This window comes from Pseudorhodobacter turbinis (assembly GCF_005234135.1).
GTDB lineage: Bacteria > Pseudomonadota > Alphaproteobacteria > Rhodobacterales > Rhodobacteraceae > Pseudorhodobacter > Pseudorhodobacter turbinis.
Window position 1 is genome coordinate 1,105,446 of sequence record NZ_CP039965.1, and the last position, 12,920, is coordinate 1,118,365.

Here is a 12,920-nt window from a genome sequence, read left to right on the forward strand (position 1 = left end):
TTGCGGCCAAAGGGACGCAACTCACATCGCCGCGTGCGCGCATATTTCGTCCCCCGCTTGGCAAGCCGCGAACATGACGCTAGGAAGGCGTGAAAACCAACGGGGTTGAATCGCCCCCACCAAGAGGAGAAGTGTACCATGTTCAAAGGGTCAATGCCTGCCCTGGTCACGCCGTTGAAGGACGGCAAAGTGGACTTGGATACGCTTAAGAAACTGGTGGAGTGGCATATAGCCGAGGGTAGCCACGGCCTCGTGCCAGTTGGCACCACAGGCGAAAGCCCAACACTGAGCCATGCCGAACATGGGCTAGTGATCGCAGAAGTCGTAAAAGCCGCAGCGGGCCGTATTCCGGTTATTGCGGGTACCGGTTCCAACAACACCGCCGAGGGGATCGAATTGATCCGCCATGCGCAAAGCGTGGGGGCCGATGCCGCGCTGGTGGTCACACCCTATTACAATAAGCCAAGTCAGGCCGGCCTGATCGCGCATTTCACCGCGATCCATGATTGCTGCACGCTGCCGATCATTATCTATAATATTCCGGGCCGCTCTGCCGTGGATATGACACCCGCCACCATGGGAGAGCTGGCAAAGCTGCCACGAATTATCGGCGTCAAGGATGCCACCGGCGATCTGTCGCGCGTCCCGAAACAACGCATCACCTGCGGCAAGGACTTCGTCCAGCTTTCGGGTGAGGATGCCACCGCCCTTGGCTATAACGCCCATGGCGGTGTTGGCTGCATTTCGGTGACCGCCAATGTGGCCCCCCGTCTTTGCGCCGATTTCCAGAATGCCACGCTGGCCGGCGATTACGCCAAAGCCTTGGAAATCCAAGACCGGCTGATGCCCCTGCATGAGGCGATGTTCCTGGAGCCGGGGCTGGTCGGTGCGAAATACGGGCTTTCGGTTTTGGGGCGCTGCTCGGAAGAGGTGCGCTTGCCACTGGTCGGGTTGACCGATGGCGCAAAGGCCAAGATCGAAGACGCGATGCGCTTTGCCGGGCTGATCAACTAAACGCCTACCCCCAAGCCCGCGCCGCATTTCCGCGACGGGCTTGGGCCATTGGAAACCCTGTAGAAACAATGGCCTGACACCCAAGCCTTCCCTTGCGGAAATTGCCTGAATAGAGAGCAATCTTATTCTTGCAATCCGGCTGTTTTGCTGCAAACTTTGGCATAGTAAAAAAAGCGGGTATTGCCCGTTATCGTAATGAGGGAAGCCCAATGAACATCAGTAAACGCAGTTTCGTCGCCGGCCTTGCATTGCTTGCCGTGGCCAATACGCCCGCCTTTGCACAAGATTATCCCAGCAAATCCATTGAAATCATCGTACCTTCCAGCGCCGGCGGTTCCACCGACACCACCGCGCGCATTTTTGCCGAAGTGGCAGAAAGCAAATACGAAGGCTTTAAATTCGTCATCAACAATATCAACGGCTCTGGCGGCCAAAAGGGCTTTGAGGCAATCGCACGCGCCGATGCTGATGGCTATACAATGGGCCTCGTCTTCACCCCTCAGCTGGTGGCCCATGTCGCCGCTGGCCGCGCAAGCTACACCCTCGACAGCTTTCACATCATTGGCAACACCGCCGATGATCCGGAAATTGTCGTTGTTCCAAAAGACAGCGCCATCAAATCCTTGGCTGATCTGGCAGAGGCCGGCAAGGGTGGCGATCTGACCGTTGCTGTAAACGGCATCGGCTCGGATGACTTTTTGGCCGCCAAAGCCTTTGAAAAACTGGCCGGCGTGACCTTCAACCTGCTGCCGACCAAAGGTTCCACCGAACAAAAAGCCGCCATTTTGGGTGGCCATGTCGATGCGTCCTTTATGAACTTGTCGCAAATGGAAGCGCAGCATAAGGCCGGTGATGCGACGATCATTTCTATCCTGACCGACACGCGCAACGATCTGGTGCCAGAAGTGGAAACCGGCGTTGAGGGCGGCTATGACGTGCAAATGCGTGCGACGCGCGGTTTTGTAACCCCCGCTGGTGTCCCCGCCGAGATTCAGGCCCAATTGGACGGCATCTTTGCCGATGTGATGGCAGACCCGGCCTTCCAGGAAAAAGCCAAGGCAAGCTCAATCTATCTGTTGAACATGAACAGTGCCGATTACACCGCTTACCTGCAAAAGCTTCAGGCTGAGACTCAAGAAGTCTTTGACGCGGCGCCCTGGTAATGACCCGCGAAACTCTTGACCGTCTTGTCCTTGGCGGTTTCATCGTTCTGGCCGTGCTGCTTTATATCAGCACGGCCAGTTACACTGGTATTGCCCAGAAAACCTCGGCGGTTTACGTGCGGTTTCTGGCGATTTCCTTTGGCGGGCTAAGTGCGGTTCAGTTGCTGTTCTCGCTGCGCGCCGCTGCAAGCGATGAGCCGCTGGACCTCTTTGGCCGTGCAGCCCGGTTTTTCGGGCTTGTCGCCGCGTTGATCCTGTTTGCAGTGTCATTTGAAAGCCTTGGCTTCTTCATTCCGGCCGCAGTCTTTATTCCGGCTGTTGCCTGGATGCTCGGCTACCGCAATCCGGTCGTGATCGGGCTTTCAACCGGTGCCGTCTTGCTGGGCGTTTACCTGATCTTTATCCGCGTGCTTTCGGTCAACCTGCCCGGCCCTGCGTTTTTCTAAGGTTTTTCAATGGAATATCTAGCGATCGTCTTCACGCCCGAGGCCCTTATGTCGATTATTATCGGCACGGTTGCCGGCGTCGTTATCGGCGCCATGCCAGGCCTTACCGCGACAATGGCCGTCGGGCTTTTGGTGCCCTTTACCTACACGATGGACCCGGTCATGGGCTTGATGCTGCTTGGCGGGATTTATGCCGGTGCGATGTATGGCGGGTCAATTCCCGCCATTTTGCTGAACACACCGGGCACCCCCGCCGCCGTAGCAACCGCCATCGAAGGCTACCCGATGAGCAAGCAAGGCAGAGGCATGCTTGCCCTGAAAATCTCGGTGGTTGCATCCTTCATGGGGGGGATGTTCTCGGTCCTGATTTTGCTTATGTTTGCGCCCTTTCTTGCCGCGCAGGCCCTGCATTTCGGCCCTGCCGAGACGTTCTTGCTGGCCTTGATGGGCCTCGCGGGGATCGTTTCTATCGCGGATGAGGATACATCGCTTCTTAAATCCCTGCTTGCCGGGGTTTTGGGCATGATGATTGCCATCATCGGCACCGACGCGATGTCGGGCAGCCTGCGCTATACCATGGGGTCCATCAACCTGATCGACGGGATCGACTTTATGCCCGCGTTGATCGGCCTGTTTTCCATGATCCAGATGTTAGAGATCGCGGGCCAGCGGCACAGCACACAGATCGACGCCTCGGTCTTGAAACAGTCCCAGAAATCAGAGGCAATGCCCAAAGGGATCACCAAATATATGGCGCTCGGCTCCGGCACAGGGACTGTTGTCGGCATCTTGCCGGGGGAAGGCGCGACAATTGCGGCGTTCCTATCCTATAACTTTGCCAAACGGCTGTCCAAAGCCAAGCACATGTTCGGCAAAGGCGCCCCTGAGGGCATTGCCGCCGCCGAGGCCGGCAATAACGGCTGTGTCGGCGGATCGTTGGTACCCACCCTGACCTTGGGGATTCCGGGAAACTCGGTTGCGGCGGCGTTGATGGGGGCGTTCATCATCCATGGTATGATCCCCGGGCCAGACTTGTTTGCCGTCCATGCCGACAAGACCTATCCGTTCATCTACTCGCTGTTCATCGCCAATATCGTGTTCTTGGTCGTCGGGATCAGCGTGGCACCCTATCTGGCCCGCATCGCCCTTATTCCACCGGCGATTATGGTGCCCGTGATCAGCGCCTTTGCGATCCTCGGGTCTTATTCGCTGCATCAATCGGTGTTTGACGTTTATCTGATGATCGGATTTGCCTTTTTCGGCCTGATCCTGAAGAAAATCGGCTACTCACTAGAGGCCCTCATCCTCGGCCTTATCTTGGGGCCCATTGCAGAGCATGGCTTCTCGCAGGGTATGATTATCGGCAAAGGCTCCCCTTGGATCTTCTTTGCCAGCCCGATTGCCAAAGTGATGTGGGTCGTCATTGCGTTGCTGCTACTGCCACCACTTCTGGCCCATGCGAAACGCATCCTGAAAGCCCGATCGGCTAACTAAGAACCGTTCCCCCCTCCCCCGGTTTCAGAATTCTGGAACCGGGGGAGGTTTTTTTCACATCATCTCCAGCAAATCACCCTTATTGTGCAGCGATGCGATAGGGTCCTTGCGGTATTTCCTTTGGCGCAAAGCTGTCAGCCGCAGCCCTGCCCCAACGTCCATGCCATTCGCTCAGGTCAGGATGCTCATCCTTGGCCAGCAAAAAGCCTTCCGGCAGATAGGCATAAACCTCATTGCCATCCCGAAATGCGCTGTCTGTTTGGCGAAACATCAGGTGATAGGGCAAAAAGTCATTCGGACGATCCAATCCCGCAGCGCCAGCAATTTCAGCCAGTGCCTTCAACGTATTGGCATGGAACCGCGCCACGCGTATGCCTTTATCATCAGGATCCAGCGCGCGCTGGCGCAGCCCGTCTTGCGTTGCAATGCCCACCGGACATTTGTTGGTATGGCACGCCTGCGCCTGAATACAGCCAAGCGCGAACATGAAGCCGCGGGCAGAGTTGCACCAATCCGCCCCCAGCGCCAAAGCCCGTGCAATATCAAAGGCGGTGACGATTTTACCCGCCGCACCAATCTTGATCTCACCGCGCAAACCGGCCCCCCGCAGAGTATTATGGACGAAATGTAGCCCCTCCAGCATCGGCATCCCGACCCGGTTGGCAAATTCCAGCGGAGCGGAGCCTGTACCGCCTTCTTTACCGTCTACAACGATGAAATCAGGGTGAATTCCGGTTTCCAACATGGCCTTCACCATGCACATAAACTCTCGCCGGTGGCCGATACACAGCTTCAAACCAACAGGCTTGCCGCCCGAAAGATCCCGCAAACGCTGAATAAAATCCATCAGCCCAAGCGGGGTTGAAAACTCACTATGCGCCGCCGGAGAGACACAATCCACGCCCATCGGAATGCCGCGTGTTTCGGCGATTTCAGCACTGATCTTGGAGGCGGGCAACATCCCGCCATGCCCCGGCTTTGCGCCTTGGCTCAGCTTGATCTCAATCATCTTGATATGCGGATCAACAGCCTGCACCGCGAATTTTTCGGGGTCAAAGCGCCCCTCGCTGTCACGGCACCCGAAATAACCCGATGCGACCTGAAAAATCATATCGCCGCCCTGACGGTGATGGCTGCTGATCCCGCCCTCGCCGGTGTCATGCGCGAAACCGCCCAATTTGGCGCCGGTATTCAGTGCTTTGATCGCATTGGCCGAAAGTGCGCCAAAACTCATGGCCGAAATATTGTAGATCGAAGCATTATAGGGATGTAGACACTGCTTCCCGCCGATCTGCACACGGAAATCACTGTCAGTGATATGTTTGGGCACAACCGAGTGGGTGACCCAAGCATAACCCGATTCATAAACGCGCTCCGAGGTGCCAAAGGGTTTCTTATCCTCAACCCCTTTCGCGCGCTGATACACTAGACTGCGGGTTTCGCGGCTAAACGGTTCCTCATCGCGGTCACTTTCCAAAAGATACTGGCGAATCTCGGGACGAATCGCCTCCATTAAATAGCGAATGTGACCAATAATCGGATAATTCCGCAGAACGGCGTGGCGTGCTTGGCGAACATCCCGAATGCCCAAGGCAAAAAACGCCGCAGAAATCACGAAAAACAAGATAAACCAGCCCGAACCGGTCGCAACCGCCCCTATGCCGCAGAAAATTGTCGCAATAAGCGCCACAGCAAGCATGCCATAACGTTGTTGGAAGTAAATCGAGCGCATCAGAGCCCCCCTCGACAGTTTCAAACCGAAGCAAATCGCGGGACGAAGCCGACCGATCCACTATAGGACTTTCTATTCCGAAGCCGTCACGAAGAGGTTAAACCTGTCCGAGTCAGCGACCACTAGCCATATCACCCTCACCCCTTTGGCGCAAACGGGCCTAGACATCGATCCGCACGCCGGAAATGGACGGATCAATCCTGCGCAAGATGCGGGTCAACCTATCGGCCAAATGTGTCTCTACATAGGTCTTATGAAACCGTGAGGGGGCCAATAGACACAGGGTACCGCCATCGCGCTCTATCTCTGACAGGCGCGAAATCCAGGCGGAAAAGGCCGCGCCGTCTTGCGCCTGAAAGGCATGCTGCGCTGCGGCCCAAACCGAGCCATCGGCAGGCAAGCTCGGGATTTGCTGAAACGGCACGACGTTGCTGGCCTCGGGGGCGGGCGGTATTTGGGCGGCTTGGCGATCTACAAAGTCGGGGCCGATGTTTGGCCAAACGTTTTGCGTATCGGCCATAATCATCGCCAGATCCAAAGCATGGAGCGCCACCCGGCCCCGCGCGGCTGCACGGGTTTCAACCAACCACCCCACGGCCCGCAGTTTTGCCATCTCTCGTTTGACGGTGCGTAGATCAACAGACCAAAGTCTGGCGATGTCCTCTTGGCCCATCGAAAGTTCGTTGCGCTGCCAGTTATACCGCGTGGTGATAAGCGACATCAGACGCAGAATCCGGCGTTGGGCATGCTTGTCTTGTGACAGAGCATAGGCTGACAAGGCTGACAAAATGTCATATTTCTTTGTCGAGGCATCCCGCCCGACAGGTTTGGTAACCAGCACTGCCCCGTGCCTCTCTGATTTTAGGGGGCGAATACACGCCCGACGATTGCAAGGGTCTGTGCCCTTTTCTGGCGGTTCGTCGTCGTTTGCCAACGCTTTTGTCGAACCTTGGCCTATTTGCGTCCGAAGGTTCGATTCTGTCAAGACCGTTTGCAGATTTTAGCCTGAACCCCGATCTTCGAATCTTCAATCTATTCTAAAAGAATAAGGTTCTATGGTAATAGGGGACATTCATGGTGTCACCCCAAATCAGCCTTTTGTCACCCTAACCGTAGTATCGGGGGTATGGCTGTCCCCCCAAATAGCGTGTCCCGTCCCTGCATTTGGGAGGCTTTCACCCCGCGACTCTCAGGGAACCGATTCGGCCGGTATATCCCTTAATTTATGGGCTTTACGGCAATATTGAGATTCCTGTGAATACTATAACTCTGCTTTTGCATTTTGTGCAAATTCAGCGTAATTGGGAACGAAGCAGTTATTAACGTCCACAAAAGAACGGAACGCCCCATGTACGATCATACAGACCTCGCCAACCTTCAGGCGCAGTCGCTCAAGATGCAAAGCTGGATTCGTCGTCAAACCTTCTCCCCCGAGCTGGAGAAGACCCTGCGGCGGTTCTCCAGCTGGGAAGTGTCGGAGCTGATCTTCAAGATCAACCAGTCAACTTTCCGGGGCCGTTTGGCCGCCGAGCCGGATTTGCCCAGCGGTGAGGTGGAGCCTGATGGCCGTCAGCGTTGGTTCAGCCTCGATGAGATCAACGAGCTGCGCCGCAAGATGAAGATCAACCGCAAATCGCTGATGCCCAAGCGCCCTGCTGGCAAGCGGGCATTCCGTGTGGCCATCGCGAACTTCAAAGGCGGTGCCGGCAAATCCACCGTTGCGCTGCATTTGGCCCACGCCTCCGCGCTTGATGGCTACCGCGTGTTGGTCGTGGATTTCGATCCGCAAGCAACGCTGTCCCACTCCATGGGTCTGAACGACGTGTCCGAGGAACATACCGTCTGGGGCATCATGGCCCGCGACTTGCTGCGCGAGACCGACCGGATGAACGCGGCGATGACCGGCGCCGAGAGTGGAGCCGCCCTGCCCCAACGCCGTATCCCCTCTTCGATCCGCGACATGGGGCTTGGTGACTTGCGCGTCTCGGATTTCATCATGCCGACGGCATGGCCTACGATCGACATCGTGCCAAGCTGTGCCAATGCTGCCTTTGTGGAGTTCGCCTCCGCGCAGTATCGCCACCTCAATCCGGATTGGACATTTTTTGGTGCCGTCTCGCGCTATCTCGATGCGCTGCCCGATGACAGCTATGACTTGATCATCTTCGACTGCCCGCCGGCGATCGGCTACCAATCGATGAATGCGGTCTTTGCGGCAGACATGCTCTACGTCCCCTCCGGTCCCGGCTATTGGGAGTACGACAGCACCACCTCCTTCATCGGTCAGCTGTCGGAGGCGCTTGCTGACCTCAATGACGGTTTTGGTCAAACCTTTTCCGCGGAAAAGGTTACGCTGCCCAAGCAGTTCTGCGACATCCGCTTCTTGATGACGCGTTATGAGCCGGGCAACGAATTGCACCGTGCGATGTTTCAGGCCTTTGGCAAGGTCTTTGGCCCGCATGTAGCCAAGCACCCGATAGAGATGACGCGCGCGGTAGAACAGTCGGGGCGTTTCCTGTCCTCGGTCTATGAGATCGACTACCGTATAATGACGCGCGAGACATGGCGACGCGCACGGGCCTCATTCGATGGGGCCTATGAAGAATTCAAAACCTCCGTCCTTGAGGCGTGGGAGAAGCTGGAGAAAACATCATGAGCAAGAAACGCCGTATGTTTGATATCGATCTGCCGGATGAGGATACGGTAGAAACCTTTTCCGCGGAAAAGGTCGCGCCGACCGCCAAGCCGAGGGCGGCCACAGAGTCGCGCCGGGGTCCGATGGCCGCTGCGATCACCGAGAACGCCGATAGCCTTAGGGATCGCGAGGCCCTTGTGGCCAAGATCCGCGCAGAAAATGACGCGCTTGCGCATGAGCATGTCCGGCTCAAACAGCAGGGATTGATCGTTGATTTGATCGACCTTGATATGATTGAGACCCGCAAGCTGACCCGTGACCGCCACGCCGGCTTTGATGAGGAGTTGGGCGAGCTGGTCGACTCTATTCGTGATGTCGGCTTGTCGAACCCGATCCGCGTAGAGCAACGCCCGGATGGCCGCTATGAGCTAATTCAGGGGTTTCGGCGTATTCAGGCGTTTACGCAGCTTTTGGCCGAAACCGGGGATGCCGAGGCTTACGGCAAAATTCCCGCGGGGATCATGGCGCGCGGGGCAGAGCTGGACGTGCTTTACCGCCGGATGGTGGATGAGAACCTTGTACGCAAGGATATCTCTTTGGCCGAAATGGCGCAGCTTGCGATCGAATATGCCGCCGATCCGATGACCGAGGTTTCCGATCCGGATAAGGCGGTCGCCAAGCTTTACAAATCCGCCAGCTATTCCAAGCGCAGCTATATCCGCAGCTTCATTCCGGTGGTCAAGCGTTTGGGGGAGGTGTTGCACTTTATTCATGAGGTGCCGCGCGCGCTGGGTTTGGCTTTGTCCTCTAAAATCGACGAGGTCCCGGGGTTTGTACCAGCCATTCAGGCAGAGTTGGCTGGCTGGGATAACCGCTCTATCGAGGATGAATTGTCAGTGCTGCGTCGCTTTGCAGGTGGCGAAACAGAGCCTAAATCAGGGTCTACACGACCAAGCAAGCCCGCAGCCGAGGCAAAGGCAAAAACCAGTTTTCAGATCGCGCGCCCTGAAGGTGCCGCGAAATGTGTGGCTGGGGCAGGGCGGTTGGAGATCCGGCTGGACCGCGATTTTTCTACCATTGACCGGCGCAAGCTGGAGGCCGCCGTGCGCGGGTTGCTTGACGAGATCGGTTGACCTCAACCCGAAACCTTTTCCGCGGAAAAGGTTTTACCTGACTGCCTCCCGCGTTCAACGCCGGAGGCAGTTTGCTTTTTATCTGGAAAAAGCTTGCTTCTAATGCGCGGATGGGGCAATGTTTCTGTAGGCTCTAGCGCCTTTCCACCCTTAAGCGGTGGCGCGCAACACAGGCCAAACCACCCAGTATCGCAGGCGAACAGGTAGTGCTGGAGTAATCCGCATTAAGGGCTTATTCTGCGGATATGAAGAGCCAAGACCCTCAAAATAAAAGCAGCTTAAAGGCAGGAAAGAAACCCGTTTCGGGGGGCGCGCGGACGCATGTAGGCCAACGTCTGTTGATTGATCCTGCCCAATGGCAGCAGGCCGAGGCGGGTCTTGCGCCGCAGCTTGCGCGGGCGGCGGTGGCGCTTGCGATGCTGGATCAACGCTGCCTTTTGCTGGGAACGGGCGCGGTTGAACGCCTTGCGCTGATCGAGGTTGAGGCGATGCTTTGGGCGCAGGGTGTGCGTGTGCGGCGCGAACAAATTGCAGCCTATTTAAGCGGGGCAGGGGGGCTGACTGAAAACCGGACAGAGTTGGCGCGCGCGTCTTGGGTGTATCGCCGATTGTTGGCGCGGCCCGGTCGGTTGCCCGCGCTCCGAGGCTTTTTGGGCCTGCATGAGGTGCCGGGCGCAGGGTTGCCCGAAGATCTTAGCCCGCGCCCAAAGGGGGCCGAATTTGACCTTGCGGCCGAGGTGTTCACCGGCGGGATGCAAGAGCTGGCTGATTGTCACCCGCTGACACAAGCCGGATACGGGCAGGCGCTTTGGCGGCTGACGGGGGTGTCGGCGCCCGATGACTTGCTGGAGCCTGCGACTGCCGCAGGGCGGATTGCGGCGGCGGAGTGTCGTGCGATCGGCTTTGCGCCATTGGCGCCCGGGGGCAGGGCGTGGCAATTGGGCGCGAAACCCGATGGCTTGGGCGATTGGCTGGCGGCGATCCGGTCGGGGGCGCAATCCGCGATGATGGAGCTTAATCGGGTGGAGGCTTGGGCCGTCGCTGCGCGGGGCCTAACGGCGGGGCTAAAAGGCTCTACGCCTGCGAAATTGATCGATGCAATCGCGGCCCGCCCCATCTTGACGACCGAGGCCGCCGCCAATCTTACAGGCATTTCCCGCGACAGCGCCGAGCGTGGTTTGGCGCGGCTGCAAGCGATGGGGGTGGTGCATGAGATCACCGGCAGCAAACGGTTTCGGCTGTGGGTGACGGGGCCCGCTTAAAAGCTGGGCGGGGTGCAGGCCGATACGATGACGCAATCCTCCGTGCCGGTGTTGTGGAACCGATGCGGGATGCGGCTGTCAAAAAGGTAGGCGTCGCCGGCGAAAAGGGTCTCTGTTTCCGCGCCAACGGTCACTTCGATGCTGCCCTCGATCACGATCCCCGCCTCTTCGGCGTCATGGCTGTATTTCTGCGCGCCGGTATCCGCGCCGGGGCTGTAGCATTCGTGGAGCATCTGGATTTGATGGCTGAGGGCATCGCCGACCTGCCGGATCGACAGGGCGATGGGCGCGTCGGTCTTGCGCAACAGTTTGTGAGGGTTGACCTCCTGCAGCTCTGATCTGCGGAAAAACACCTGATGGGACTGTGCGACATCCGCGGCGAAAAATTCTGCCAATGACATAGCCAAGGCATCCAGCACCCGTTTGAGCGAAGAGACCGAGGGGCTGGAGTGATTCTGTTCGATCTGGGAAATGGTGCCATTGGTCACGCCGGCCCGGCGGGCCAATTCGCGTTGCGACAGTTTTCGCTGCGTACGGGCGGCCCGCAAGCGGGCACCGATGTTGATTGTGTTCTCATCTGTAGGTGATGTCATCGGTACTTTTCTAAGGGCTGATTCTGTTGGCTTGACTATAGGGCAAGCGGGTTTGAACCCCAATGATTGCCTGAAAAATAAACAGGGTTGATTGGTATCTTAAACGCCCCTAGGGTGATCAGCTAGGAATAAAGCGGCCGTATGAAGCCGTGTTCCAACAGGGTTTGCTGCGTGACAAGACTAAAAAGCCATGCGCGCGGCATTTAAGGAAAAGGGTACACTTGCCAAATGCAAAAGCTACTCGCATCATCAGGCTTTGATGGTGTGCCATCCATGGTCGGCGGCAGATCTTGTCGCAGGCTTTATTCCCCCTCATGCGGGGTGAGGATGTAACGCTGTATCGGTCGCTGAAATGCGGCCCTCCGATTTTGAGACATCGAAAGGAAGAAAAGAATGATCCACTGGAAAGCTATTACCGCAGCTGCCGCCATGTCTTTGGCAGCAGGCTCCGTTGCGGCGGAAGAGAAGTTTATCACCATCGGTACCGGTGGTCAGACCGGGGTCTATTTTGTTGTCGGGCAGTCGATTTGCCGCCTGATCAACCGGGGCACCGCCGATCATAACCTGAAATGCACAGCACCTTCGACCGGTGGGTCCATCGCCAACATCAACGCGATTGCGGCGGGTGACATGGATATGGGCGTGGCACAGTCCGACTGGCAGTTCCACGCGTTCAACGGCACGTCCGAATTCGAGGGCAAGCAGGTTGAAAAGCTGCGCGCCGTATTTGGTGTGCATGGAGAGCCCTTCTCGGTCATCGCGCGTCAGGATTCTAACATCAAGAATTTTGACGACCTTAAAGGCAAGCGCGTCAACGTCGGCAACCCCGGTTCGGGTCAGTTGGCAACTATGGGCGTGTTGCTTGATGCCAAAGGCTGGACGATGGATGACTTCGGTCTTGCATCCGAGCTGAAGCCCGCAGAGCAGGCCGCCGCACTTGGCGATAACAAGGTGGATGCCATCGTTTATACGGTTGGCCACCCCAACGGCTCCATCCAGGAAGCGGTTTCGACCGTGGATGCGAACCTTGTGACCGTTGACGGCGAGGCCGTGGATAAGCTGGTCGCGGACAATCCGTTCTATGCGTATGCCACCATTCCTGGCGGCATGTACAAAGGCTCTGACGAAGACACCAAGACCTTTGGTGTTAAGGCGACTTTCGTGACCTCCGCTGATGTGGATGATGAGGTTGTTTATCAGGTTGTAAAAGCCGTGTTTGACAACTTTGAGCGCTTCAAAGGGCTGCACCCTGCCTTTGCGAACCTCAAGGAAGAAGAGATGATCAAAGATGGTCTGTCCGCGCCACTGCACCCCGGTGCTGTGAAATACTACACCGAGCGTGGCTGGATGTAATCGCCTAATCTGTTGGGGCGCGGGTAACCGCGCCCCAATCTGTGGTTCGAAAAATGATAGAATTGCCGCATAGACGGTAACGCAGGGGGACTTTT

The 12,920-nt window shown here is 57.1% G+C and carries 11 protein-coding genes; 8 read left to right on the forward strand and 3 right to left on the reverse strand.

Going from position 1 to position 12,920, the window contains the following annotated elements; translation table 11 throughout:
• The first annotated feature begins 138 nt into the window (after positions 1-138).
• The 4 genes from dapA (at position 139) to EOK75_RS17795 (ending at position 4,117) form a co-directional block, all read left to right on the forward strand.
• Complete coding sequence (gene dapA, locus EOK75_RS17780) at positions 139-1,014, forward strand: 4-hydroxy-tetrahydrodipicolinate synthase (protein WP_137195351.1); 876 nt, start codon at positions 139-141, stop codon at positions 1,012-1,014.
• 209 nt (positions 1,015-1,223) lie between these two features.
• Positions 1,224-2,177 (forward strand): Bug family tripartite tricarboxylate transporter substrate binding protein, encoded by a 954-nt coding sequence (locus tag EOK75_RS17785; RefSeq protein ID WP_205965511.1) that lies wholly within the window; start codon positions 1,224-1,226, stop codon positions 2,175-2,177.
• Positions 2,177-2,623 carry a tripartite tricarboxylate transporter TctB family protein gene (locus EOK75_RS17790; protein WP_137195352.1) on the forward strand — a complete coding sequence of 149 codons (447 nt, stop codon included), beginning with the start codon at positions 2,177-2,179 and terminating at the stop codon, positions 2,621-2,623. The genes EOK75_RS17785 and EOK75_RS17790 overlap by 1 nt, the downstream gene beginning before the upstream one ends.
• Before the next feature lie 9 nt (positions 2,624-2,632).
• Positions 2,633-4,117, forward strand: a complete 1,485-nt coding sequence (locus EOK75_RS17795) for a tripartite tricarboxylate transporter permease (RefSeq protein ID WP_137195353.1) — start codon at positions 2,633-2,635, stop codon at positions 4,115-4,117.
• A 79-nt stretch (positions 4,118-4,196) separates the two neighbouring features.
• On the opposite strand, the gene EOK75_RS17800 is transcribed toward EOK75_RS17795, so the two are convergent.
• Both EOK75_RS17800 and EOK75_RS17805 read right to left on the reverse strand, forming a co-directional pair.
• The gene (locus EOK75_RS17800) at positions 4,197-5,849 is read right to left on the reverse strand and encodes an FMN-binding glutamate synthase family protein (protein WP_137195354.1); all 1,653 of its coding nucleotides are present in this window, start codon (positions 5,847-5,849) and stop codon (positions 4,197-4,199) included.
• A gap of 160 nt (positions 5,850-6,009) precedes the next feature.
• Positions 6,010-6,690, reverse strand: coding sequence for a DnaA N-terminal domain-containing protein (locus EOK75_RS17805; protein ID WP_137195355.1), 681 nt, complete (start codon positions 6,688-6,690; stop codon positions 6,010-6,012).
• Positions 6,691-7,197: 507 nt separating this feature from the next.
• On the opposite strand from EOK75_RS17805, the gene EOK75_RS17810 reads away from it, so the two are divergent.
• The 3 genes from EOK75_RS17810 to EOK75_RS17820 all read left to right on the forward strand — a co-directional run bounded on the left by EOK75_RS17810 (position 7,198) and on the right by EOK75_RS17820 (position 10,879).
• Positions 7,198-8,505 (forward strand): AAA family ATPase, encoded by a 1,308-nt coding sequence (locus tag EOK75_RS17810; protein WP_137195356.1) that lies wholly within the window; start codon positions 7,198-7,200, stop codon positions 8,503-8,505.
• Positions 8,502-9,617: a ParB/RepB/Spo0J family partition protein gene (locus EOK75_RS17815; RefSeq protein ID WP_137195357.1), complete on the forward strand. Its 1,116-nt coding sequence runs from the start codon at positions 8,502-8,504 to the stop codon at positions 9,615-9,617. The genes EOK75_RS17810 and EOK75_RS17815 overlap by 4 nt, the downstream gene beginning before the upstream one ends.
• 338 nt (positions 9,618-9,955) lie before the next feature.
• Entirely contained in the window at positions 9,956-10,879 is a 924-nt protein-coding gene (locus EOK75_RS17820) for a hypothetical protein (RefSeq protein WP_137195358.1), read from the forward strand.
• Here the strand turns inward: EOK75_RS17820 and EOK75_RS17825 are convergent.
• Positions 10,876-11,472, reverse strand: a complete 597-nt coding sequence (locus tag EOK75_RS17825) for a cupin domain-containing protein (RefSeq protein WP_205965512.1) — start codon at positions 11,470-11,472, stop codon at positions 10,876-10,878. The two genes, EOK75_RS17820 and EOK75_RS17825, sit on opposite strands and share 4 nt — an antisense overlap.
• Positions 11,473-11,865: 393 nt before the next feature.
• On the opposite strand from EOK75_RS17825, the gene EOK75_RS17830 reads away from it, so the two are divergent.
• Positions 11,866-12,825, forward strand: a complete 960-nt coding sequence (locus EOK75_RS17830) for a TAXI family TRAP transporter solute-binding subunit (protein ID WP_137195359.1) — start codon at positions 11,866-11,868, stop codon at positions 12,823-12,825.
• The last annotated feature ends 95 nt before the right edge of the window (positions 12,826-12,920 follow it).